The 24370-nt window shown below is 62.4% G+C and carries 17 protein-coding genes, 1 tRNA gene, 1 other RNA gene and 1 pseudogene; 13 read left to right on the plus strand and 7 right to left on the minus strand.

Annotated elements, in window-relative coordinates; all coding sequences use genetic code 11:
* Nucleotides 1–233 precede the first annotated feature (233 nt).
* Nucleotides 234–1274: a hypothetical protein gene (locus tag HWX48_RS04735; protein ID WP_175955152.1), complete on the plus strand. Its 1041-nt coding sequence runs from the start codon at nucleotides 234–236 to the stop codon at nucleotides 1272–1274.
* Between the two features lie 114 nt (nucleotides 1275–1388).
* On the opposite strand, the gene HWX48_RS04740 is transcribed toward HWX48_RS04735, so the two are convergent.
* On the minus strand, nucleotides 1389–2450 hold the full coding sequence (locus HWX48_RS04740) for a DUF5692 family protein (RefSeq protein ID WP_303048066.1): 1062 nt from the start codon (nucleotides 2448–2450) through the stop codon (nucleotides 1389–1391).
* 163 nt (nucleotides 2451–2613) lie between these two features.
* On the opposite strand from HWX48_RS04740, the gene hemH reads away from it, so the two are divergent.
* On the plus strand, nucleotides 2614–3657 hold the full coding sequence (hemH, locus tag HWX48_RS04745; protein WP_254872965.1) for a ferrochelatase: 1044 nt from the start codon (nucleotides 2614–2616) through the stop codon (nucleotides 3655–3657).
* A 326-nt stretch (nucleotides 3658–3983) separates the two neighbouring features.
* Here the strand turns inward: hemH and HWX48_RS04750 are convergent, their stop codons facing one another.
* Nucleotides 3984–4424 (minus strand): MarR family winged helix-turn-helix transcriptional regulator, encoded by a 441-nt coding sequence (locus tag HWX48_RS04750; protein ID WP_175955156.1) that lies wholly within the window; start codon nucleotides 4422–4424, stop codon nucleotides 3984–3986.
* A gap of 363 nt (nucleotides 4425–4787) precedes the next feature.
* Between HWX48_RS04750 and ffs the strand changes: the two genes are divergently transcribed.
* The 6 genes from ffs (at nucleotide 4788) to HWX48_RS04780 (ending at nucleotide 11364) form a co-directional block, all read left to right on the plus strand.
* An RNA gene (gene ffs / locus HWX48_RS04755) (signal recognition particle sRNA small type) lies at nucleotides 4788–4883 on the plus strand.
* Between the two features lie 230 nt (nucleotides 4884–5113).
* Entirely contained in the window at nucleotides 5114–7861 is a 2748-nt protein-coding gene (locus HWX48_RS04760; RefSeq protein WP_175955159.1) for a DNA polymerase III subunit gamma and tau, read from the plus strand.
* A 3-nt stretch (nucleotides 7862–7864) separates the two neighbouring features.
* A complete protein-coding gene (recR, locus tag HWX48_RS04765; protein ID WP_175955161.1) occupies nucleotides 7865–8461 on the plus strand; it encodes a recombination mediator RecR in 597 nt (198 codons plus the stop codon).
* A 158-nt stretch (nucleotides 8462–8619) separates the two neighbouring features.
* On the plus strand, nucleotides 8620–9603 hold the full coding sequence (locus tag HWX48_RS04770) for an ABC transporter substrate-binding protein (protein ID WP_175955164.1): 984 nt from the start codon (nucleotides 8620–8622) through the stop codon (nucleotides 9601–9603).
* Nucleotides 9604–9607: 4 nt separating this feature from the next.
* A complete protein-coding gene (locus HWX48_RS04775; RefSeq protein ID WP_175955166.1) occupies nucleotides 9608–10552 on the plus strand; it encodes an ABC transporter permease in 945 nt (314 codons plus the stop codon).
* On the plus strand, nucleotides 10552–11364 hold the full coding sequence (locus HWX48_RS04780) for an ABC transporter ATP-binding protein (RefSeq protein ID WP_175955646.1): 813 nt from the start codon (nucleotides 10552–10554) through the stop codon (nucleotides 11362–11364). The genes HWX48_RS04775 and HWX48_RS04780 overlap by 1 nt, the downstream gene beginning before the upstream one ends.
* A gap of 117 nt (nucleotides 11365–11481) precedes the next feature.
* Here the strand turns inward: HWX48_RS04780 and ptsP are convergent, their stop codons facing one another.
* Nucleotides 11482–13161, minus strand: coding sequence for a phosphoenolpyruvate--protein phosphotransferase (gene ptsP, locus HWX48_RS04785; RefSeq protein ID WP_175955168.1), 1680 nt, complete (start codon nucleotides 13159–13161; stop codon nucleotides 11482–11484).
* Nucleotides 13162–13447: 286 nt separating this feature from the next.
* On the opposite strand from ptsP, the gene HWX48_RS04790 reads away from it, so the two are divergent.
* Both HWX48_RS04790 and HWX48_RS04795 read left to right on the plus strand, forming a co-directional pair.
* Nucleotides 13448–14764: an aspartate kinase gene (locus tag HWX48_RS04790; protein WP_175955171.1), complete on the plus strand. Its 1317-nt coding sequence runs from the start codon at nucleotides 13448–13450 to the stop codon at nucleotides 14762–14764.
* On the plus strand, nucleotides 14761–15861 hold the full coding sequence (locus tag HWX48_RS04795) for an aspartate-semialdehyde dehydrogenase (RefSeq protein ID WP_175955172.1): 1101 nt from the start codon (nucleotides 14761–14763) through the stop codon (nucleotides 15859–15861). The genes HWX48_RS04790 and HWX48_RS04795 overlap by 4 nt, the downstream gene beginning before the upstream one ends.
* Before the next feature lie 521 nt (nucleotides 15862–16382).
* On the opposite strand, the gene trxA is transcribed toward HWX48_RS04795, so the two are convergent.
* From trxA to HWX48_RS04810, 3 genes are all read right to left on the minus strand, one after another.
* Nucleotides 16383–16742 (minus strand): thioredoxin, encoded by a 360-nt coding sequence (trxA, locus tag HWX48_RS04800; protein WP_175955174.1) that lies wholly within the window; start codon nucleotides 16740–16742, stop codon nucleotides 16383–16385.
* A 240-nt stretch (nucleotides 16743–16982) separates the two neighbouring features.
* Nucleotides 16983–17678 carry a TetR/AcrR family transcriptional regulator gene (locus HWX48_RS04805; RefSeq protein ID WP_175955177.1) on the minus strand — a complete coding sequence of 232 codons (696 nt, stop codon included), beginning with the start codon at nucleotides 17676–17678 and terminating at the stop codon, nucleotides 16983–16985.
* Between the two features lie 55 nt (nucleotides 17679–17733).
* A complete protein-coding gene (locus HWX48_RS04810; protein WP_303048070.1) occupies nucleotides 17734–18234 on the minus strand; it encodes an NUDIX domain-containing protein in 501 nt (166 codons plus the stop codon).
* 254 nt (nucleotides 18235–18488) lie between these two features.
* Between HWX48_RS04810 and HWX48_RS04815 the strand changes: the two genes are divergently transcribed.
* From HWX48_RS04815 to HWX48_RS04825, 3 genes and pseudogenes are all read left to right on the plus strand, one after another.
* A tRNA-Gly gene (locus HWX48_RS04815) sits at nucleotides 18489–18562 on the plus strand.
* A 417-nt stretch (nucleotides 18563–18979) separates the two neighbouring features.
* A pseudogene (locus HWX48_RS04820) lies at nucleotides 18980–20354 on the plus strand (GntP family permease).
* Nucleotides 20355–20727: 373 nt separating this feature from the next.
* Nucleotides 20728–22662: a glycerophosphoryl diester phosphodiesterase membrane domain-containing protein gene (locus tag HWX48_RS04825; RefSeq protein WP_175955179.1), complete on the plus strand. Its 1935-nt coding sequence runs from the start codon at nucleotides 20728–20730 to the stop codon at nucleotides 22660–22662.
* A 75-nt stretch (nucleotides 22663–22737) separates the two neighbouring features.
* Here HWX48_RS04825 and HWX48_RS04830 read toward each other — a convergent pair whose 3' ends face one another.
* Nucleotides 22738–24165 carry an MBL fold metallo-hydrolase RNA specificity domain-containing protein gene (locus HWX48_RS04830; RefSeq protein WP_175955181.1) on the minus strand — a complete coding sequence of 476 codons (1428 nt, stop codon included), beginning with the start codon at nucleotides 24163–24165 and terminating at the stop codon, nucleotides 22738–22740.
* Between the last annotated feature and the right edge of the window lie 205 nt (nucleotides 24166–24370).

The raw sequence follows: 24370 nt of genomic DNA on the forward strand, positions 1-24370 counted from the left end.
AATCCGGGTACGGATGTGTATCGAAGTGTGGGGCGGGTTGGCCCCAGGGGCTTCGATGGGGTGGGAATGGGTGGTGTTCTGCGCGGTGCAGGGGACTATGTCGTGATGCTACACCTGTGTATCGGCGCAGAATTAGGCCCAAAAGACCTAGAAGTGCACGAATGGTCGGATACAGTGGGAGTAAGTGCGATACACAGGTGTATGCACCTTCACTCAGTTCAAAGGAGTATCCCATGGCCCGTCACAAGAGTCTCTCGCGCAGGCTCCTGACTGCCGGTGGCCTCACCGCCGCCAGCGTGTTGGGAGGCATGGTGGTGTTCAGCCAATTCACCGGTAAAGCCACCAAGGAAGAACAGGAGTGGAAATACCCCTCCGACGACATCGTTGACGCCAACTACGCCAACGCCTACTCATCAACCTACGCCATTGACATTGACGCCCCCGCCTACGTCGTCTGGCGCATCTTCAAGCAGATCGGCTGCGAAAAGTCCGGCTCCTTCTCCTCGGAGTTCCTCGAGCGCACCTTCGCCCGCCTGCCCTTCTTCAACTCCTACGAAATCCAGGAAGAATTCCAGCAGCCTGACTCCCTCATGCCCGGTGACATTGCAGGCTTTGACTTCCAGGGCATGTCCATGGAGTGGGCCGACGTGGTGCCCGGCAAGTACCTCACCCAGTGGGTGGATACGAAGAATCCTCCGGCAGCGCCGGGTTCTTACGCCTTCCGCTACCCCACGATGACGCACTTCGCCGCCGCTTGGAGCTTCTACGTCATCCCCCTCAAGGGCGAGCGTTGCCGCCTCATTAACCACTGGCGTATCGGCTACGAGCCGGACACTCCGCTGCCCAAGCTCATTAATTGGATCAATATTGAGCTCATCGGCGGGTGCATGACCCACCTGCAAAACATCTACGTCAAGCGCCTGGCAGAGTTCCGTAAGCGCGAGCAGTGGATGGGTCGCTTCAAGCGAGGCGTCCTGGGTGGCCGCTTCTTTGGCTCCTCCACCCCCGCTGGCCGCTGGGATGGGACTCCCTTGTTCGAGGATACCTACACCCAGTGGATGCGTTACGGACGCCAGAGCCCGGCTGTGGCCGAGATTCGCCCGCCCGTTACTGATAATCCCGAATGGCCCCCTGTTGGCCCCGGTACCCCCTGGGCGGACACCGTCGATGAGGAATACTTCGATGGCTGGGAAGAGCCCAAGTTCTCCTGGGAGGAACAGATCCGCCAGAAGATGGAGCGCACCTACCTTCCCGGTTGGGGCAAGAAGCGCTAGTCGCCCTCTCCTTCGGCCTTGAGATAAATGAGGGGAGGGGAGGTTCGCAGCACGCATAATGTGCGCTGCGAACCTCCCCTCGCGCCTGCCCCTTCGCGGCTGTGGGAGCGGAGCTTAGAGGCGCACTCCCGGGTTGCGTGAAGAGATGTAGGCCTTGTCCTCGGCTGAAGCGAAACTGTCAATGAGTGTCTTGTAGGCAGGGGTGTTGAGGTAGACCTCTTGCGTGAAGGGGTTGCGCTTTTCGCGGACGATGGTGCGAATGTGCCAGGCGAAGACCAGCACATTAGCAATGAAGGCAGCCAGGGAGAGCATGAGCAGCGCGGTGGGGTTGTGGGAGGGGCGATGCTCGAAGATCGAATCGTGCATGAAGTGCGGGAAGGTGAGCACCACTGCTGACCAGAGTGTCAGTGTGTAGGCGCGGTATTGGATCCAAGACCCGCGACCAAAGGGCAGGAGAGCGGGGATGGTGCAGGAGGCCAGGAGGGCCACGCCCGAGTACCAGGCGCGATCTCCCAGGCAGTTGTACACATACGCCAGGTTCCACAGGTCGTAGGCGATGATCCAGCCGATAGTGAGGTCGCCCCAGACGATGGCCTTGGATTCACCCTTGGCGACGAAGATACCTACCCAGCCGGAGATGGCGAGGAGGTTGAGGATGCCAGCAATGCCGTTGAGGATATTCCAGGGGCCGCCCCAGGTGAAGATGCCTTGGGAGGGGTCGATGCCGTGGATGCCGTAGCACTGGAAGTCGCGGATGACGGCTTCGAGGATATTGATGGCGAGGATGAAGGGGGGAAGCAGGAGGTACCAGTACTTGCGTCGCAGTGTGGGGAAGTATTGCAGGGCCACTAGGGAGAGCGAGCCCAGCAGTGCGGAGTATTGCTTGACGATGGGGAACCAGCCGGCGGACTTGGTGCCAGCGGTGGAGTAGGGCCACCAGAAGATTGTCAGGAGGACGGGTACGACAATGAAGAGGCCAATCGCTGCCCATTTGGAGCGTTGTGCCAGCCATGCGCCGAATGCGAGGCCGGCGGTGACAATGATGAGCATGAGATAGTCCCACCACTCACCTATTTCGAAAAAGAAAAGTGTGGGGTAATCGGGTGTGGGGATCGGGATTGCGGTTGCTAGGGACACGGGGAACACATCCTTCGACACTGAATGATTTAGTGTCATTCTTGCCCTCAAATCCGCGAAATTCTGGGACTTCTGACATGGATGCACATATGTATCCAATTGAGCTGACGGCCCGTCACATCTGCTCACTCAGAAAGCCGCTATGGTGTCGGTCATGACACATCAGAAAAATCTGTCACCATCGGGTCGAGGGGAGCGCTCAATGTCGAGCGCCTCGGCGCCCACTAAACCGGCGCTCCTGATCGTCAACCTGGGCACCCCCGACGCGCCGACGCCCTCGGCAGTGCGCCGCTTCCTTCGCGCCTTCCTCAGTGACCGCCGCGTTATCGAAACCCACCCGGCGCTGTGGCGGCCCATCCTTGAAGGCATCATCTTGCGTGTCCGCCCCTCTCGCGTCGCCCACGCCTACAGCACCATCTGGTCCGAGGAAGGCTCCCCTCTGCTGGCGGGCACCAAGGCCCAAGTCGACGGCCTCCGTCAACGTTTCGGCGAAGAGGTGGAGGTCCGCCCCGCCATGTGCTACGGGACGGGTAGTATCCGCGACGTCCTCGACGAACTTTACGCCGAAGGCTACCGCCGCGTGGCCATCCTGCCTGCCTATCCGCAATACTCCGCATCAACGGTGGGTGCGGTGTTTGACGAGGTCGCCCGCTGGGGGCTTGCCTCGCGTGATCAGCTCTCCGTGCGCACGGTCCGCTCCTATGAGGATGCTCCCGCCTACATCGAGGCCCTCGCCAGCGCTCTTGAGGATTCATGGCGGGAAAATGGCCGCCCCGACTTTGCCGCTGGTGACGTCGTCGTCGCTTCCTTCCATTCCATCCCCCAGGCCATGGTGGACAAGGGGGACCCCTATCAAGACGAGTGTGAACGCACGACGGAACTCCTGCGCCAGCGCCTGGGGTTGAGCGAGGCTGAGCTTGTGCTCACCTATCAATCGGTGTTTGGGCCTGCTCAGTGGATCGGTCCGGCCACTATCGACACCATCACTGAATTGGGTGGTGGGGGGCGTCGTCGTGTTGACGTCATCTGCCCGGGTTTTGTCGCTGACTGTTTGGAAACGCTCGAAGAGATCAATGTCCTGAACCGCCAGGCATTTATTGATGCCGGGGGAGAGGTCTTCCATTACGTTCCCTGGGCCAATGGAGCTGCGCCATGTATCACGATGCTTGAGGAGCAGGCTGTGGAGGTGCTGGCGGGATGGGTGGAGCCGGCGGAGCGAATGAGTGCTCGCGAGTACGTTGCGTAGCTCCGGGGAGCGACTGGGGTAAAGGGGCGAGTCACAGCCCTGTGAATCTGCCTGAAAATACCGCTGCGTGCCACTCGTGCCCGCAATAGGGTGGAGTGTCCGAGATTCGGTGCCTGTCCCCCTCAAGGAGATCCTGTATTGGGGGACAGGCCCTGACCGGAGGAGTGCGCCCGTATGCCTGTGGTGTGTGGCGACCCGGGGCGCGATGAGTTGAACTCTCGTACTGCCGCTTGCGTGTCGTGGAGGCACGAGCGCCTACGGCGGGGAAGGGGCGCTGTGTTGATCGTCGGGCCATGGGCTTGGTCGAGCAGCCATGGCGTCGGTGATCAGCCCAGGCGGGAGCGGATGCGCTCGAAAACGCGGTCGAGAACAGCGGCCTCTTCTTCGGTGAGGTCGTCCAGAACGGCTGAGCGCACGGTGGCGCGGTGGATCTGGGAGGCCTGGTTGAAGAGCTTTTCACCCTCGGGGGTGATGGAGATGATTCCACCACGTCCGTCGGTGGCGCACTCGGCGCGGTTGAGGAGGCCGCGATCAATGAGGCGCTTGAGGGTGTGGGTCAGTCGTGAGGGGCTGAAGACGACCTCGCGGGCCAACTCACGAGGGCGAATGCCTTCGCCGCCTGCGCGCTGAGTGTGCAGGAGGACGTTGTATTCGGGGATGGTGAGCTGGCAGCTTGCCTTGAGGGGGGCCTCAATGTGCGTGGTCAGTCGGGTGATGGTGGTGAAGTAACGCTCCCAGGAGTTGGCGCGCGATGCTGAGCTAGGCATGATGTTCCTTCCGGTCGAATTTGAAGAATAGATAGAGAAAAAGAATAAGGGTGCGGAACCCCTGTTGCGACAGTTCTGTCAGAAAAATGCCGCCTTCGTTTGGCTCTGCGCGTTATGCAATCGATTGATATCGGCATTAACGCAGTTCAGTTTTCGTGTTGAAAGGATTGAAATACCTCGCTCGCTCCCTCAGTGTGGGAGTGAGGTCACACCGGCCGTCTCAGCATGTGAAACGACAGGTGGAGGTCTAAGGCATTCTTGCAATGCCTGATGTCAAGGATAGTCGGATTCTCTCAGTATTGCAGTACATGCAGCTGGAAAGTTCCTTAAAGTGTCTATTTCGGAAAATGGGTGTAGACTAGGGCCGATCCCTCGTGTGACGGTATCGTTCGAACCTCCCCAGGGCCGGAAGGCAGCAAGGATAAGGGCGCTCTGCCGGGTGCGCGGGGGATCCTTTGTTTCCCTTAATGACAATAAAAAACGAGAATGTTGCCCCAGGGGTGCTGCTCGCCCCGCGAAGGTGTGTTGGTGGATTAGGGGCGTCTCTACTCTTTGGGCGCACCTTCAATGATGTGTGAAGGTGTCTCAAAAAATGCACGGGTTTTGTCTCAGAGCGTGAGAAAAGACAAAGTGTCTGAAACCGGGACTCGCATCGCCAGATACGGGGTTCACCCCGTAGAGTTCTAAGCGTGACCACAGCACTGTATCGCCGCTACCGCCCAGACTCTTTTGCGCACGTCATTGGTCAGGAACACGTCACTGACCCCCTTCGCGCAGCATTGCGTGCAAATAAGGTGACGCACGCCTACCTCTTCTCTGGTCCGCGAGGCTGCGGTAAGACCACCTCAGCGCGCATTCTCGCCCGCTGTCTCAACTGTGCTCAGGGCCCCACAGACACCCCCTGTGGTAACTGTGACTCCTGCCGAGAACTCGCTACCGGCGGCCCCGGATCCCTTGACGTCGTCGAAATCGACGCAGCCTCCCACGGCGGCGTCGATGACGCGCGTGAGCTTCGTGAACGTGCCACCTTCGCCCCAGTACGTGACCGCTATAAGGTGTTCATCATTGACGAGGCCCACATGGTCACCCCTCAGGGCTTCAATGCGCTCCTCAAACTCGTTGAAGAACCACCCGAACATGTGAAATTCGTCTTTGCTACCACCGAGCCGGACCGCGTGCTGGGCACCATTCGCTCCCGCACTCACCACTACCCCTTCCGCCTCGTGCCCCCGGATGCCCTTGAGCCCTATCTCGCCCAGCTCAGCACGGAGGAAGGGATTCAGGTTGCCCCTGGTGTCCTCAATCTCGTTATCCGCGCGGGTGGCGGGTCAGTGCGTGACACGCTCTCTGTTCTCGATCAGCTCATGGCGGGCACCATTGATGGCACCCTTGCCTACCGGCAGGCGGTAGCCCTGCTGGGCTACACCGACGCGGCACTCCTTGACGAGACCGTTGACGCCCTCGCCGGAGGTGACGGCGCTGCGGTCTACCGCGTCGTTGAACGCATGGTGGAGTCAGGCCACGACCCGCGTCGTTTCGTTGAAGACCTGCTGCAGCGTCTTCGCGATCTGCTCATCATTTCGGTCGCGGGGGACGGCGCCGCCGACGTGCTCAGTGGAACTCCTGTGGATCAGCTTGAGCGTATGGTCACTCAAGCACGTAACTGGGGGCCACGCCACCTCTCCCGCGCAGCGGACCTCACCGATCAGGCACTGCGTGCCATGGTCGGGGCAACCTCGCCGCGCCTACAGCTTGAACTACTCATTGGCCGCATCCTCGTTCCTGCCGCGGGAGGCCACAGCGCCGCCGAGCCTGCGCTGCCCGGCACCGTTGGCATGGTGGGTGGGGGAGCCCCCCACGAGGCCACCGCCTCCGCTGGCGCTCGTGGTGGATCTGAAGCGCCGCGCTTTGGTGCCGCACAGGCCAGAGAAGAGCTTCGCCGAAAGAGGCAGGCTGACTCTGTCGGCGCCCAGCCGTCCACTCCGCAGTCTCCTAGCCCCCAACCTTCCAACTCCCAGCTTTCCGGCCCCCAAACTGCAGTGCAGCCCTCGGCTCCGCCCACTGCCGCGCCCGATGCGGCAGGGTGGGCAGATGTCACAGCTGCCGTTCCCGGCGCAGGAATCCAGGCTCAGAGCCCGCGCCACGAGGCACCTGCAGTGCCCGCAGTGCCTGCCTCAGGTATGCAAGCAGAGCCTTCCGCTCCGCAGCCGACTCCTCCTGCACAAACCTCTTCTGCGCCAAGTGCTCCTACGCCAACTCCTCCGGCAGAGACATCGCCAGAATCGACCGCGACCGGTTCCGATGCCGACATGCTGCGCCAACGCTGGCCCGAGGTCATTGAACGCCTCTCCTCCATTAGCCGCGTGGCATGGGCACTCATGCATGAAAATGGGCAGCTCGGCGGTGTCGACGGCACAACCGCCGTGGTGCTGCTCCCCTCCGAAGGTTTGGTGGGACGGTTTATTGGAGGCAACCGTGGTGTGGACGTCGAACGCGCCATCCACGAGGCAACCGGACTGCAGCTGACCGTTGTTGCCCAGGTCGGTCAGGCCAGCGGCGGAGCGCAAGTGACAACCCCTAGCGCCAACGCCTCCACCGGCGCAACCCCAAGCTCTGCTGCGCCCGAGCAGAGCCAGGCTCTTCGCGAGAGCGCGCCTGAGTACGCTCCCTTCGAACGTCAGGAGGCCTCTGCTCCGGCAGACCCCTTTCGCCTAGACCCGCCACAGGCCAAGGCTCCTGAACCCTTCACTGAGGATCTGGCGTCGGCAAGCGCACCCCACGAGGGCGAGGCCGCTCCACCCGTCTCCGATATGCAGACCGGATGGCCTGAGGCCGTCGTTCCTCCCAACGGGCCCATTGAAGACGAGGCGCCAGTTGCTCCCGCTGTGGAGGCCGAGCCCGATCCCTTCGCCCCTACCGCCCCGCAGGCGCTGGCGGCATGGTCTGAGCCCGTCGCCCCCATTCCCCACAGCACAGTTGCTGAGCCTGCCGCCGAGCTGAAGGGCGCAGCATCCGTCTTTGGTGACGAGATCTACGGTGACCAGGCAACGGGTAGAACCTCGGCAAATGGGGGACAGGCCCATAGCGCAGGATTCACCCGCCCGCGCCTCACACACGTCGAAGGCGGCGCAGGAGCGGCCACAGGTGAATCCGCGTGGGCGCGTGAGGGATCACCTTCGGCGCCCTCTGTGTCCCCCGTAGAGGAAGGTTCCTCCGTTCCTGCGCAGCAGGCACCTTTCTCCCCTGCACAGGAGTCGTTCTCAACCGGCCAGTCCCCGGCAACGCCCTCGCGCCCCCAGGTTTCCGCACAGGAGGATGACTCTGCATCAATCGACGACGCAGATGTCGAAAACTCACAATCTCACGGCCTGCCAGCAGTCCTGGAGGTCTTGGGCGGTAAGGTCATTGAGGAGATCACGACAGAAGGAGGATGGTGACCGGTGTTTGAGGGTGCTCTACAGAACCTCATTGACGAACTTGGACAACTGCCCGGCGTTGGACCCAAGTCCGCTCAACGCATGGCACTGCACCTCCTGGAGGCTGAACCTGAGGACGTCCAGCGACTCATTGAAGCGATGAGCGCAGTGCGCACTCGTGTCCGTCACTGCGTCACCTGTGGGAACCTCACGGAAGCAGAAGAGTGCATGATCTGCCGTGACCCGAGCCGAGATCCTTCGCTCATCTGCGTTGTGCAGGAAGCCAAGGACATTCACGCCATGGAAAACTCTCGGGTGTTCCGCGGCCGCTATCACGTTCTCGGCGGTGCAATCGATCCCATTCGGGGTGTTGGCCCCGACCAGCTGCGCATCCGCCAGCTCCTCACCCGTTTGCAAGATGACAGGATCGCCGAGGTCATCCTCGCCACGAACCCCAATATCGAAGGCGAGGCCACCGCCTCCTACCTGGCGCGCACCCTGCGCACCATTGGCGTGCCCACGACCCGCCTCGCAATGGGCCTTCCCGTCGGCGGAGACTTGGAATACGCCGACTCTGTCACCCTGGGACGCGCCATGGAAGGGCGCCAGGCACTGGTGTAAGGACGCCGAGCTCACCGCGCCTCGCTCCGCCCGCAGAAGTCCGCGCGCCGAGCTAGAAGGCGGCCCCTCGTGTTCAAGTAGCGAACATCTCCCACGCGCGCCTCAAGGGCCGGTTTAGGGTGGCTGGACACTCAACGTCCACTTGGGAGGTTTCCACGATGCGTCGTCGACTCACAGTTTTCAGCGCCATTGCCGCCACCGCTGCCCTCGCCTTGAGCGCCTGCACCCCGAGCGCAACCGAGGGTTCTGCGCCTTCTGGCCAGGGCTATCAGCTTGGTATCACGCAGATTACCTCCCACCCCGCCCTCGATGCTGCCCGTGAAGGCTTTAAGGAAGCCTTTGCCGAGGCAGGGGTCGACGTCACCTTCGACGAACAAAATGCCCAGGGTGACCAGGCGACGGCCACCGCCATTGCCTCGAAGTTCGCTGCCGCAGACCTTGACCTGGTGCTCGCTGTCGCCACGCCCTCGGCCCAGTCCCTCGCCCAGGCCATTACCGACACCCCCGTCCTCTTCACCGCTGTCACTGACCCCGTGGCTGCACAGCTGGTGACCACCATGGACGCGCCGGGAGCGAATATCACCGGCACCACCGACATGAATCCCATTAAGGAACAACTGGAGCTCGTCACCACCCTCGTTCCTCACGCCAAGAAGGTCGGTATCGTCTACTCTTCTGGCGAGGTCAACTCCGAGGTTCAAGTTGCTGCGGCAAAGAAGGAAGCAGCGGGGCTGGGCCTGGAAATCGTTGAATCTACTGTCACGAACTCCGCTGAGGTACAGCAGGCAGCCCAGGCACTGGGGGCAGTGGACGCCATCTACGTACCCACTGACAACACGGTCGTCTCTGCCCTGGGCTCAGTGCTTCAGGTCGCCATCGACATGAAGATCCCCGTGATCGGCGCTGAAGCGGACACCGTTCGCAATGGTGCGATCGCCACCTACGGTATCGACTACTTTGCCCTGGGCAAGCAAACCGGTGAGATGGCACTGCGCGTCCTCAAGGACGGCGCTGCCCCTGCCACCATGGCAGTCGAGCAGCAAAAGACCTACACCCTGGTAGTCAATAAGAAGGCTGCCGCTGAGTTTGGTGTGAACCTGACTGAAGAATTCCTCTCCTCTGCGGCTGAAGTGATCGAGTAAGCCCATGATGACAGCACTTGACCTGGGCCTGATCTACGGGCTCATGGCATTGGGGGTCTACCTGACCTTCCGCGTCCTCGACTTCGCCGACCTGACCGTTGATGGGTCCTTCACCACCGGAGCTGCGGTGGCGGCGGTATCCCTCACCGCCGGTATTCACCCTGTGGTGGCGACGCTCGGCGGCTTCGCAGCGGGCTGCGTTGCTGGCGCTGTCACGGGCCTGCTCAACACGAAGGGGCAGATCCACCCGCTCCTGGCCGGTATCCTCACCCAGATCGCCCTGTACTCCATTAACCTGCGGATTATGGGCCAGGCCAATGTGCCCCTGCTGCGCGTCCCGACCCTTCTGTCGCCCCTGCGCGACGGACGTATGCTCGGCACGCTGGTGTCTGTGGCGGTGTTTGCCGCGCTGCTCGTCCTCGTCATGGCTGTCCTCAACTGGTTCCTGTCGACCGACACAGGCCTGGCAATGCGGGCCACAGGCGACAATGCGGGCATGGCTGCCGCGCAGGGCGTCAACACCGGCACCATGAAGATCCTTGGCCTTGCCCTCTCTAACGGCCTGGTGGGCCTGTCGGGTGCGCTGATTGCCCAATACCAGGGCTTTGCCGATATTTCGATGGGTATTGGCCTGATCGTTGCGGGCTTGGCTTCGGTCATCATCGGCACAGCCCTGGTGGGCTCCCCGCGCGTGTGGGTCATGGTCCTGGCCGTTGTCCTGGGTTCGATCGTCTACCGCATCGTCATCCAGCTGGCCCTTATGGTGCCCTGGTTCCAGCCCAATGACATGAAGATCATCTCAGCCGTCATTGTTCTGCTGGCATTGCTGCTGCCGCGATGGGGCCTCTTTGCCAAGATCCGAGCCAGGCGCCGTAACCGCTCACTCATTGCTGAGCCTGACGTGACGCCCACGGCTGAGGAACGCGACTCTGCAAAGGCAGGTGCATGATGCTTGAGGTTCGCGGGATCACCAAGTCCTTCTTCCCCCACACCGTCAATGAACGCATTGCCTTGCGTAACGTCTCCCTGACTCTGCAAGCAGGTGACTTCGTCACGATCATTGGCTCCAATGGTGCGGGCAAGTCCACGCTGCTCAATATCGTCTCCGGTCGCTACGAACCCGACTCTGGTCAAGTGCTCATCGCCGGGGAAGACGTCACCCGACAGAGCGACTTCGAGGTCGCCCGCCGGGTAGGGCGCGTCTTCCAAGACCCGATGGCGGGCACCGCGCCCCACCTGACCATTGAGGAAAACCTCTCCCTGGCTCTAGCGCGGGGCAAGCGACGAGGCCTTGCGCTGGCCCTGACCGCGAAGAAACGCGACTTCTTCCGTGAGGTTCTTGCCTCCTTGGAGCAGGGGTTGGAAAATCGCCTGACCACCAAGGTCGGCCTGCTCTCGGGCGGTCAGCGTCAGGCCCTGAGCCTGACGATGGCGACCTTCTCCGCCCCTGACATCCTGCTTCTGGATGAGCACACTGCCGCCCTTGACCCCCAGCGCGCGGCCCTCATTACGCGCCTGACAGAGCAAGCTGTGGAGCGCTACTCCCTGACGACCCTCATGGTCACGCACAATATGGAGCAGGCCCTGAGCATGGGTAATCGCCTCATTATGATGCACGAGGGCCAGATCATTTTTGAGCTGGCCGGTGAAGCCAAGAAGAACGCCACCCAAGAATCCCTGCTGGCAGAGTTTGACCGCCTAAGGAACGCTGGCGGCACGGCAGCAGGCGCGCAACTCTCTGACCGCACGCTGCTTGGGTAGAGACGCAGGTAGTTATTAGGGCACGCCAAGCGTGAGTGAATGCGGTGCGGGGGTGTCGGCCAGTCGGCCAACACCCCCGCACTCAAGTTCCAGCAGCCATCTGCTGCCTCATGAGCCTTAGTTATCGACGACCAGAATCTGGCGGGCCACCAGGCGAGCCTCACCCGGATCGCTTGAGGCCAGCACCGCAGCGGCGGCCTCACGGCAACGCTCCAGGGTCACAGTCTCCAGCAGGGCACCCACGCCGGGAATCGCCGAGGGCGCCATCGACAAACTCGTCACGCCCATACCGATCAGCACTGCGGCCAGCAGGGAATCGGCGGCGGCCTCGCCACACACGCCCACAGGCTTGCCCGCACGCGCGCCCGCAGCCGCCACCGACGCAATCAACGCCAGGGGAGCGGGCTGCCACGGGTCAGTGTATTCAGCGAGGTCAGGCGACATACGATCGGCTGCCAGGGTGTATTGGGTGAGGTCATTGGTGCCAATGGACACGAAATCAACGTGTTCAAGGAAACGATCAATGAGGATTGCCGCAGCGGGCACCTCGATCATGATGCCAGCCTTCAACCCGCGCTCGCGGACCAACCCGGCAAACCACTGCGCCTCGGGCACGGTGGAGATCATCGGAGCCATCACCCACACGTCAGTGCCAGGCTCGCGCGCCGCAGCGGCGGCAATGGCGTCAAGTTGGCGGAGGAGCAGGTCGGGGTTGTGGCCGGTGGTGCGAATACCGCGCACGCCCAGGGCGGGGTTGAATTCCTGCATGAGCGTGGCGAAAGGCACGGGCTTATCCGAACCCGCGTCCAGGGTGCGTACCACGACCTTTGAGGAGGGGAACGCGGAAAAGACGGGGGTGTAAGCCTCGGTCTGAGCCTCCACGGTGGGCTCCACTGCGGTGTCGAGGAAGAGCAGTTCGGTGCGGAAGAGGCCAACGCCTTCAGCGTCGGTGGCAGCTGCCTGGTGGGCGGCCTCACCGTCTTGAACATTGGCGAGGAGTTGGACGGGCACGCCGTCAGCGGTGCGAGCCGGGCCGACCCATGCGGCGATGGCGGCGCGGCGTTTCTCGTCCTCGGCGACGCGGGCTCGCGCTGCAGCGACCTCCATCCCCAGCGTGAGGGTGCCGTGGCGGCCATCTACGAGGACGGCGTCGCCCTCGTGAATCTGGGCGAGCTGGCGGGCAGCAACGATGCAGGGAATGCCGAGCTGGCGGGCAATGATCGAGGTGTGAGAGGTGGGTCCGCCCAGCTCGGTGGCGATGGCAACGTACATGTCGGGGACGAGGCCGGCGGTGTCGGCGGGGGAGAGGTCGTCGGCGAGGAGGACAACCGGCGAGGTCGCCTCGGGGATGCCGGGTTCGGGGATGCCTTGGAGGTGGGCGAGGACGCGGTCGCGCACGTCGCGCAGGTCGGAGGTGCGTTCTACCATGAGGCCGCCGGCCTTTTCAAACATGGCAATGTATTTTTCGGTGGCGGCGATGGTGGCCTGGATGGCGGGGCGGCCTTCACGGATGCGGCGGGCGACGTCCTTTTTCCAGCTGCGGTCCATGGCGAGGGATGCGGTGACGGTGAGGACTTCGGCGGCGTGGCCGGTGGCGCGCGAGGCGCGGTCGAAGAGGCCGTCAGCGACTGCTGCGGTGCAGGCGTTGAAGCGTTCGACTTCGGCTTCACGGGTGTCGTCGGGCAGGTCGGGGGCTTCTATGGGAGGAAGTTCGGGGCGTCGGGCCCATACTGCCGGAGCGTAGGCGACGCCGGGGACGACTGGGGTTCCATGCACAACGGTGGTTGAGTCGGACATTATTCCTCCTATGTGAGCTGTCCACAGCCTAGACCTCGGTGGCGGCACTTCCTTGGGACGCCTGGTGCGAGCTGGGACACGCCCGTCAGTGTTCTCGAGTATTTTACGAGGTAGAAGCCGTGCTGGTTGGGAAATGTGGGATTCCTTTCGTTCTACTTGGAATAATTTTCCACGAGGTTTTGGTGTGCGCGTGACCAAATGCTGGGCGAGCCGTGAAGAATGAAGAGCGCCTCCTAGGATGAAGAGACGAGTGAGAACATCGATACGAGGAATGAGGGGATAGTCAGTGGCTCTGATCGTCCAAAAATACGGTGGCTCATCAGTGGCAGATGTCGAGGCCATGAAGCGCGTCGCCAAACGCGTCGTTGATACCCACAAGGCCGGTCACCAGGTCGTCGTCGTTGTCTCCGCCATGGGTGACACCACCGACGAACTCCTCGACACCGCCGCCGAACTCACCACCAACGCCCCCAAACGAGAGATGGACATCCTCCTCTCCGCAGGCGAACGCATCTCCATGGCCCTCCTATCCATGGCCGTCAACGAACTGGGCGTGCCCGCCACCGCCTACACCGGCGCCCAAGCAGGCATCCACACAGACTCCCACCACGGCAAAGCTCAGATCATCGGCATGGTGCCCGAACGCGTCGCCCGCGCCATCCACGGTGGTGAGGTCGCCATCGTTGCCGGCTTCCAGGGCGCCTCGAAGGACGAGGACACCACCACCCTGGGCCGCGGCGGATCCGACACCACCGCCGTCGCCCTCGCCGCAGCCCTGCACGCTGACGTCTGCGAGATCTACACCGACGTCGACGGCCTCTTCAGCGCCGACCCGCGCATCGTCCCCAAGGCCCACCGCCTGCGCACGATCAGCCAGGAGGAAACCCTGGAACTGGCCGCGCATGGCGCGAAGATCCTGCACCTGCGCGCCGTCGAATTCGCCCGCCGCTTCAACGTGCCCCTGCATGTGCGCTCGTCCTTCTCGGAGAAGGAGGGCACGTGGATCTCCAACGCACCCGCTCACCCCGACCTCGCTGGTCTTGTCCCCGAGGCCGCCCTGGCCACCTCGAAGGAGGAAAAAGTGGAAGAACCCATCATCTCCGGCATCGCCCACGACCGTTCCCAGGACAAGATCACGGTCACGAACGTGCCCAACACCCCCGGCACCGCCGCCCGTGTCTTTGAGATTGCGGCCGAGGTCGGCGCCAATGTCGACATGATCGTGCAGAACACGCCCGTCGACAACCCCAGCCGGGCCAATATCTCCTTCCCCCTGCCCGAGGCCGCCGCCCGCCGCACCCTGGACGCCCTTGAGGCTCGCCGCGATGAGCTGGGCTTCCAGGAACTGCGCTACAACCCCAATATCGGCAAGCTCTCCCTGGTGGGGGCGGGTATGCGCACCAACCCCGGTGTGTCCGCCAAGCTCTTTGGTGCACTGTCGGCTGCCGGCATCAATATTGACCTCATTTCCACCTCGGAGATTCGTATCTCCGTCGTGACTGACCTTGAAGACCTTGACCGCGCTGTGCAGGCCGTTCACACCGCCTTCGGCTTGGACAGCACCGAATCTGAAGCTGTTGTGTACGGAGGAACTGGACGATGAACGTTGAAGCTGCTGCCGGTGTTGAGGGCGTTGCTGTGAAGGCACCCGGCGAATTGACCCTTGCTGTTGTTGGTGCGACCGGCCAGGTCGGCCGCGTCATGCGCGTCCTGCTGGAGGAGCGTAACTTCCCCGCTACCACCGTTCGTTTCTTCTCCTCCGCCCGTTCAGCGGGCACTGTGCTGCCCTGGAAGGGTGAGGATGTTGTCGTCGAGGACGTCGCCACCGCCGACCTGTCCGGCATTGACATCGCTGTTTTCTCCGCCGGGGCGACGGCCTCGCGCGAGTATGCGCCGCGCTTCGCTGCCGCTGGTGCCGTCGTCGTGGACAACTCTTCGGCATGGCGCAAGGACGAGGACGTGCCGCTGGTGGTGTCCGAGGTCAATGGCCGCGATATCGCTGTGCGTCCCAAGGGCATTATTGCCAACCCCAATTGCACGACGATGGCGGCAATGCCCGTGATCAAGCCCCTGGTTGATGCCGCGGGTGGCCTGGATCGCCTGACCGTGTCCTCCTACCAGGCGGTGTCGGGCACCGGCCTCAAGGGCGTGCAGGAGCTGGTGGCCCAGGTGGAGGCTGGGGTCTCTCAGGACCTGGCTGCACTGTCTGTGGATGGTTCGGCCGTTGACCTGCCGGATAATGGCGTCTACGTCGCTCCGATCGCTTTTGACGTTGTGCCCCTGGCTGGCGGCCTGGTGGATGATGGCTCCGGCGAGACCGATGAGGAACAAAAGCTCCGTAATGAGTCGCGCCGTATCCTGCACCTGCCTGAGCTGCGCGTGTCGGGCACCTGCGTGCGCGTGCCGGTGTTCACCGGTCACACCCTGACCATTCATGCTGAGTTCACCGATGCTCTGAGCGTGGACCAGGCTGTGGAGGTTCTGTCAGCGGCACCCGGTGTGCGCGTCGTTGACGTGCCCACGCCTCTGGAGGCTGCCGGTAAGGACGAGGTGCTGGTCGGCCGCATCCGCCAGGACCAGGCAGTGCCGGGCAATAAGGGCCTGGTGCTGGTCATCTCTGGCGATAACCTGCGCAAGGGTGCGGCCTTGAATGCGATTCAGATTGCCGAGCTTGTTGCCGCCGAATTGCAGTCCATCTGAGCGCTGAGCTTTGAGTTTCAAGCCCTGAGCGGCTGAGGTTGAGGGGGCTGGCCCGCGTGAATTGCGGGCCAGCCCCCCTGTGCTGCTCTGGGGTGGTGACCCGGCAATCATTGGTTGCAGGTATCTTGCTGGGTCGCGCATGCCTTGCCGGGTTGGACTAGGTGCTCCCCTTTGCACTGGTTGTTTGGCGTTGCACTGGTTGTTTGGTGTTGCACTGGTTGTTTGGCGTTGCACTGGAAGCTCCGGGCCCGGCGTAATCGGTGCAACGCGGGCTCATCGGTGCAACGCGGAGCTATCGGTGGGGACTACCGGGGCAACAACTCATAGACATGCTCGTCATGCGAAGATGCGGGAGCTTCCCAGGTATTCGGGGTAACTCCGAGCTGGCACAACAGAGGCGGGGTCCACCTTGGTGGCCCCCGCCTCCAGAGTTACAACAGACTCAGAGTGAAAGACAGTGACCAGATGTGCCCATCAGGCTATGCGACCAGCACCCTGATCAGTCAGTCTGAGTTGGTCGATCAGCCCTGGGCTTCGATCTCGGCGCGGACCTTGTCCATGTCCAGGGCGCGGATGTCAGCGATCAGTTCTTCCAGAGCGGGCGCAGGAAGGGCGCCGGACTGGCGGAAGATAGCAATGCCGTCGCGGAAGGCCATGATGGTCGGGATCGAGGTGATCTGAGCGGCCATAGCGATCTGCTGCTCAGCGTCGGTGTCGACCTTGGCGAAGACGATGTCTTCGTGCTTCTCAGAGGCGGCCTCGAAGATCGGGCCGAACTGACGGCAGGGACCGCACCAGGTGGCCCAGAAGTCAACGATGACGATCGGGCTATCGACAATCGTGGATTCAAAGTTCTCGTTCGTCAGGTTGATCGTGGCCATGGGGCCTCCTTCATCATGCCAGCACCAGATCATGGGCCAGCGGCAAGTGTTGCGTACAGGTCAAAAAGGCCATGTGGTCCCTTGACCGATGCAACGATCCTACGATGTTCGCACTGTCTTAGCGCGCCAAGTCTAGGATTTTCGGCCTGTATGCGGTGAGTCCCACATTCAACAAGGGTGCCTGCTGTGCCCCTGCCGTACCCTCGGCTGTGTGCTCAGCCGCACTCTTGCCGGGCACTCTCAGCCGTGGCTGACCGGGCAGCGGAGGAAGGCCTGGGCGTCGCTGCGCAGCGTCAGATCCTCGTCAACTGGGCGGATGCGGCTGGAAGGAATGGGTGCCTTCTCCGCAGGTACGCCAATAGCGCGAAGGATAAAGGCCTGAACGGCGCGGATTGTGTGCTCGCGCTCGACAGCCGAGGATGGCAGGTTCTGACCGGCCAGCGCCGAGTGGATGAGGCCGATCAGCATGTACGGGTTTTGCATGGGGATAGCTTCTGCCCCCATTGCCGAGCGCAGAATATTGAGCAGGACATCTTCGATCATGCCCGCGTGTTCACGTAGGCGGGGAGTGGTCTGCAGGGATACCTGGCCGCGTAAATTCACGCCGGAAGCCAGGTGGTAGCGGTCCTTGAGTTCCAGGTGTGCGCGCAGGTAGATGCGCATCTGCTCAATGGGGTCGGATTGGCCTTCAAGGGCCGTGCGCAGCACCTGGGTGAACTGGCCGCTGGCGTAGTGCATGAATTCCAGGAGCAGTGTCTCTTTATCGGCAAAATGGTTGTACACAGCGGTGCGGCCAACGTCGGCGCGGGCGGCAATCTGAGACATGGTGATGCTGTCGAAAGGCCCTTCGGACATCAGCTGTCCCAGGGCTTCGAAGAGGCGGTGGCGTGTCATCTGTCGATGGTCGGCCAGGGAGTCCCCAATGATTTTCGGCATAAAGCTATTCTGACAGATTTAGGCTCAATGTCCGAAAATCTGGGGTGAGGTGTACCTAACTTTTCTTCCCGCTTCGCAGCTCAGTGGCCACTTCCACCAGTCGCTCGACGATCGGACGATCGTGAACAATCCACGGCAAAGAGTCCACGGGTGGCAAATCCTCACGCGCCGCAGACGAATCAAGCGCCGCCCACACCAGCTCCAGGTGATTCTCTGATAGTGTCGGCGCGCCAGAGGAAGGCGCGCACTGCGCCAACCACACGCCCATCGTCCGCCCCGCATGAATGGGCCACCAGCGCCCGCCCTCGTCAGGCACCTCCTGCCCGTACACGAGGGTGCACCCCAGCTCCTCGGCGATCTCGCGCGCGAGGGCGTCCAGGGGAGCCTCGCCAAACTCCACCTTTCCTCCCGGCAACTCAAATTGGCCGCGCAACTCTTCTGGGTAGGCGCGCGAGGCGCAGAGCAGTCGCGTGGGACACTCCAAAGAATCCACGATTGCTGCGGCGACAATCGGGCGCGGCGTGGGCGCCTGCGAGGAATCAGGCGAGGAGGGCAGTAAGGAGGCCTCAGCAGATGGCGGAGTGGAGGGCGAAGCGGAAGTCACCCTGCCATCCTAAAGGGCGAGGGCGCCGCCCTCGTGACGCTCGCTGAAAAAAAGCTCCATGGAGGGGGAGCGGGGTCGAGGGAGGGTGAGTGCAGAGGGAGTAGAGGGAGGGGCGAGTGTGGGGCGGGGGAAGGAAATACCGACGCGAGTGTTTGGACGCAAGCCCCCAAGGTGAGTATCATGGGAGCGCTGCTACGGCAGTAACTGCGGACGTAGTTTAATGGTAGAACTGCAGCTTCCCAAGCTGCTAGCGCGGGTTCGATTCCCGTCGTCCGCTCCAGGTGAACACCACTTTGAGCGCGTATTTCCACCTCTTCTGGAAGGCGCTAGGGGTGGTGTTTTTCTCGTATAGACCACCCCTAGTCGTCGGTGAGGAAGCCGCGTAGCCCCTTTTTCTGGAGCGCCTCACGAACCTCGGCGACGAGGGTGCGCATGGCCTTGGCTCGAAAGCCTGCGCGACTGGATGGGGGAACAAGCCGCGCAAGGCACCTCGTCCATCGTCACCTGCTCCGCACTCAAACGCTCCTACCGCGACCTACTCTCCGCAGCGCCCGGCCGCGTCCTCTTCATTCACCTCGTCGCCGAACAAGACGCCCTGCGCGAACGAATGGAACAGCGCGAAGGCCACTTCATGCCCCCAGCACTCCTGCCCTCCCAGTTCGCCACCCTCGAAGACCTCTCCGAAGACGAGGACGGCATCGTCGTCGAATCACAAGCAACCCCGGAAGAAACCCTCACCGCCATCCTCACCGCTCTCGCCGGCATCGCGACGATCATCGTGCTCATCGTGTGGAAGAAGGTCCACCCCTTCCTCGCCCTCACCCTCGGATCGGCCGTTCTCGCCCTCATAGCGGGCATCCCCCTCGCCGACACCTTCACCTCCTTCTCGAAAGGCCTGGGCTCGACCGTCGGCAGCGTCGGCACACTCATCGCATTCGGCGCAATCATCGGCAAACTCCTCATTGACTCCGGTGGCGCCGACCGCATTGTCGACGCCATCCTCGACAAAACCCCAGCCGCCCGAGTGCCCTGGGCAATGGCCTTCATTGCCTTCGTCATCGGCATCCCACTGTTCTTCGAGGTCGGCGTCGTCCTCCTCATCGCCGTGGTCATGCTCGTCGCCCGCAAAGCAAACCTCCCCCTCGTCCTCGTCGGCATTCCCGCCCTCGCGGGACTGTCCGCACTGCACGGCCTCGTGCCCCCACACCCCGGCCCACTCATCGCCATCGACGCCCTCGGCGCAGACCTTGGCATCACCCTTGGCCTGGGCCTACTGGTCGCGATCCCCACAGTCATCATCTCCGGCCCGCTCATCGCGCCAATGATGGCCCGCTGGGTACCCATCGAAGCCAAGGCACCACTGGGGGAAGCAAGCGACGAGCAATCCCTCAAGCGCCCCTCCTTCGGCATCTCAATCTTTGTCGTCCTCCTTCCCGTGATCCTCATGCTGGGGCGCACACTCGTCGAAACCCTCATGGGCTCTCAGTCAGACTCCTGGGTCTACCAGGGCGCCGACTTCCTCGGCCAACCCATCGCTGCCCTGCTCATCACCGTCCTCGTCGCCATCATCCTCTTCGGTGTCATCCCCAGACGCAGCGCTGACGAAATCTCCTCCATCGTCGGCGCTTCCCTTGGCCCAATCGCCGGCATTCTCCTCATTGTCGGCGCTGCGGCGGCTTCAAGCAGACCCTCGTCGATTCAGGCATTGCAACGATTATCGCCTCCTGGATTGAGCAGGCAGCCGTGCCCGCCCTCATCGCCGGATGGCTTGTCGCCGTCGCCGTTCGCCTCGCAACCGGTTCGGCCACGGTCGCGACAATCACCGCAGCAGGCATTATGGCGCCCCTCGCCGGGCAGATGCCGCCTGTCGAGGCCGCCCTCCTGGTCCTTGCCATCGGGGCGGGCTCAGTATTCCTCTCCCACGTCAACGACGCCGGATTCTGGATGGTGAAGGAATACTTCGGCATGACAGTGGGCGAAACCTTCAAGACCTGGTCCCTGATGGAAACAAGCTCTCCGTCGTCGCCGGTGTCACCCTCGTCATCCTCGGCGCACTCTTCGGGGTGCTGTAGGCCCGACCCAGCGCACTCATGAGAGCGCGCCGGGTGCCAAAACCGCACTCTGGAGTGCGCCGGGCACCACACACGACGTCTGCACAGGGGAGGGCCGAGGGAAACCTCGGCCCTCCCCTGTGTGAGCTCACGACCTCTTCGCCCCACCACTCCTTCCCTTTCCTATACTGAGTGCACGCATCGGGAACCTCGCATGCCGCAGCCAACAGGCCGCTGCGAGTGTGGCACCGCGAAAGTGGCACTGCGAGTGTGGCACTGCGAAAGTGGCACTGCGAGTGTGGCACTGCGAAAGTGGCACTGCGAGTGTGGCACTGCGAAAGTGGCACTGCCAACGCGCCAAGGCACACATGCCAAGGGAGGTCGTCAACACACCATGGAACAGCGCACGCCATCCGCACCTGGCCACGCATCAGCACATGGCCAAGGATCAATACCGCGCCAGCCGTCAGTACCTGGCCAAGGAACAGCGCCGCGCCGACCATCCGCACTGCGCCAACTGCGCGCGGCTGCGCCCTCGCTCATCAAATACCAGATCGTCACCAAGGCCATCCAAAGCCTCGTCCTCTTCCCACTGTTCTGGTTCGCCACCCAACAACTCCTCAACTGGCGCGGCCTCCCCTCCCTCACCAACGCCAATATCGCCTCCTTCCTCCTCTCCCCGCAGGGCGGCCTGTTCATCCTCCTGGTCCTGTTCATGCTCCTGACCACCTGGCTGATGGAAATCGGCGGATTCCTCACCCTCTCGGCCCGCTCAATCAAGGGCAAGAAAGAGGCCTCCTATCATCAGGTGCTCTGGGCGAATCTGCGCACCATCCCTGAACTCGCAGGCCCCGGCCTCGTCCTCATCGTCTTTATCGTCGGCGTTGTCCTGCCGATGGCGGGCACCTCGCTCAATATCAGCTTCCTCACCGACGTTCGCATCCCCAACTTTATTAGCTCCGTCATCTATTCCACACCCCTTTACCTGGGCATTTATTGGACGGCGCTGGCAGGCCTGCAAGTTCTGGCGTTCTTCGCGGTCTTTACCTTCCACTTCATGATCCTTGGAGGCATGAAAACCATCCGCGCTCTGCGCGCATCGTTTCGCATGGTTCGCCAGAACTTTTGGCGCTTCCTTGGCTTCATGACCCTGGTGAATCTGCTGCTCGCCACGGTGGCGCTCGCGGTCATCATCATCGCCATTATGGGCGTCGTCGCCCTCAGTCAGCTGCTGCCCGCCACGCCCTACTGGGAAGGCTTCATTGGACTCCTTGCCGTCATTCTTCTCAGCGTTCTCGCCACTCTCTTTGTCTTTGCTGCAGCCCCCTACGAACTGTTCTTCATCACGCAGCGCTACTACACCTACCTGGAACGACGGGCGGTAACAGAAGGGGACGAGGCTGCCGCGCGCCTCGCTCAGCGCGTCCCTCACGCGCCCGAGAAAACCGCGCCCAGTCCGCTTGACCGGCTCCTGCGGCGCCGCTTCCTCCTGAGTGGCTTCGCCGCCCTCGCCCTCGTGGCAACGGCAGCAGTCATGGCCTACGCCGCTTCCTTCGTCACCCAAGCGCCCCAGATCGCGTTGGTCGGCCACCGCGGCGGCCCAGGTATGTCCGCCGTGGAAAACAGTATGGAAGCCATCGAATACTCCATCAGTCAAGGCGCGCACTACGTGGAAGTCGATATTCAGCGCACCAAAGACGGCCACTACATCCTCAACCACGACAATACTTTTGCGCGGCTCGCTGGCGATAGGCGCGCCTCCACCGACATGACCTTGGAACAGACACGAACCCTTGATCTGGGGGCCACCTCCGGCGGGCGATTCACGCAGGTGCGAGTGCCCTCCCTTGACGAGCTCCTTGACGCGACGAAGGGTCGTATTGGCATCTTCCTTGAGCTCAAGGGCGCGACCGCCGATGAGCGCATGGTTGATGACGCGGTGGCTGCGGTCAAAGCCCGCGACATGCTTGGCGAGGTCGTGTTCATGTCCCTCGACTACGACATCATCACCTACATTGAACAGACCTACCCTGAAGCCACCAGCGGCTACACCTACTTCCTGGCCGTCGGGCGGACGGAGAGCCTCGTGGGTGACTACCTCATCCTCGAAGAGGACGCCGCCTCACGGGGTCTCATTGACCGCATCCACGCCGCAGGCAAGAAAGCGGCCATCTGGACGGTCAACACCGAAGATTCCATGCGTAAATTCGTCAACTGGCCCATTGACGCGGTCATCACCGACTACCCCGAGGAGTGGCAAGAAATCGCCCGTCAACGCCAAGAGGCCAGCCCCGTTGACGTCATGATTGACGAGTTCCTCGAGGAGTAGCCCCACCGCAGGACGAGGCCACCGCAGGGCCGGGCTCAGCGCGACGAACATGCTCTGCGTTGCGCGCCGCCCTCGTCACTCCAAACGATCCCCGCGCTTACGGACCTTCCCCGAGCGCACCCGCACGCGTTCGCCTCGTTGAGGGACGATCCCCATAAACCCTTCCTGCGCGAGAAGCTCCGTCAACGCGGTCGCGGAATCGGCCTCGCCGTGGACGCAGAACACCTGCTGAGGAGGAGGATCAAGAGCCTTCACCCAATCCAGCAACTCCGAAGCGTCGGCGTGAACGGAAAACTCCTCATCGCGCACGACCTCGGCCCGCACCGCAACATAAGCGCCATGCATCTTCAACTGCCGGGCCCCCTCGGCCAGAGAGCGGCCGCGCGTCCCCAGAGCCTGATAGCCCGTCAACACCACAGTATGACGCTCATCAGGGAGCATATGCTCCAAATGATGCAGGACGCGCCCACCGGTGGCCATGCCGGACGCCGAAATAATGATGCACGGCCGATCCGGGCGGTTCAGGCGCTCAGACTCTTGAGAATCACGCACCTCCCGAACATCCAACTGCGGCAGCTTCAACCCATTGACGTCCTCACGCAACTCCTCCCGGTAGCGAGACGCCTGATAAATCCGCAAAGAATCCAAGGCCATCGGCGAATCCACGTACACGGGAAGCTTGGGAATGCGGCCCTCGTCCTGCAAGAGCGCAAGGGTCTGGAGGACAACCTCCGTGCGATCCACCGCAAAAGCAGGGATCAGCACCGACCCGCCGCGCTCGGCTGTGCGCCGAATCGCATCCGCTAAAGGCTCATGATCGGCAGCCTCAGGCTCAAAATGCTCCCGATCACCGTAGGTTGACTCAATGAGCACCACATCCGCCCCCGGCGGAATCTCCCGGGCACGCAACACCGGATGCGTGTGACGCCCCAGGTCGCCGGAAAACAGAATCGTCCCCTCCTCCGTTGAGACGTGAATCGACGCCGACCCCAGAATGTGCCCGGCACGAATCCACGTCGCCACCACCCCATCGCCCAGATCAAGAGGCGTATCAAAATCGACCACCCGTAGGAGCGGCAGGGTGCGCTCTACGTCTGTCACGCGATACAGGGGCTCAGGGGTGCGGTGCTTGGAATAGCCTTGCGCCTGAGCGAACTCCGCATCGCGTTCTTGCAGGTGAGCCGAGTCGCGCAAGACGATCTCAGTCAGCTCCGCAGTAGCCTCGGTACACCAAATGGTCCCCTGGAAACCCTGCTTGACCAGGCGCGGTAGCAAGCCCGTGTGGTCCATATGCGCGTGGGTGAGTAGCACGTCGGTGATCTCAGCTGGCGGGATCGGAAAATCTGACCAGTTGAGCCGACGCAGTTCCCTAGGCCCCTGGTACATGCCACAATCGACGAGGATATGGCGGGGCTGGGGTAGGTGAGCGTCGAGAGTCAGAAGGTGTTGTGATCCGGTGACGGTTCCGGCAGCGCCAATAAAAGAGAGCGTCGTTGTTCTCATGCCTCCAGCATCCCCCGAAAACAAGGTTTCCGCGCGCCGAACAGGTCAAAAACCGATTCGCTGAGGGTGTCTCAGGGATACCCTGAGACACCCCTGAACATTCACGGATTTTCTCCTCCGCGCCAGGAAGTGCCTTCAAATACCTCCCTGCAGGTCGTTAGGATTACCTCAACTCATTCTTGTGCGTGATGCGCGCATCACCCGG

The sequence above is a fragment of the Schaalia sp. Marseille-Q2122 genome (assembly GCF_903645355.1).
GTDB lineage: Bacteria > Actinomycetota > Actinomycetes > Actinomycetales > Actinomycetaceae > Pauljensenia.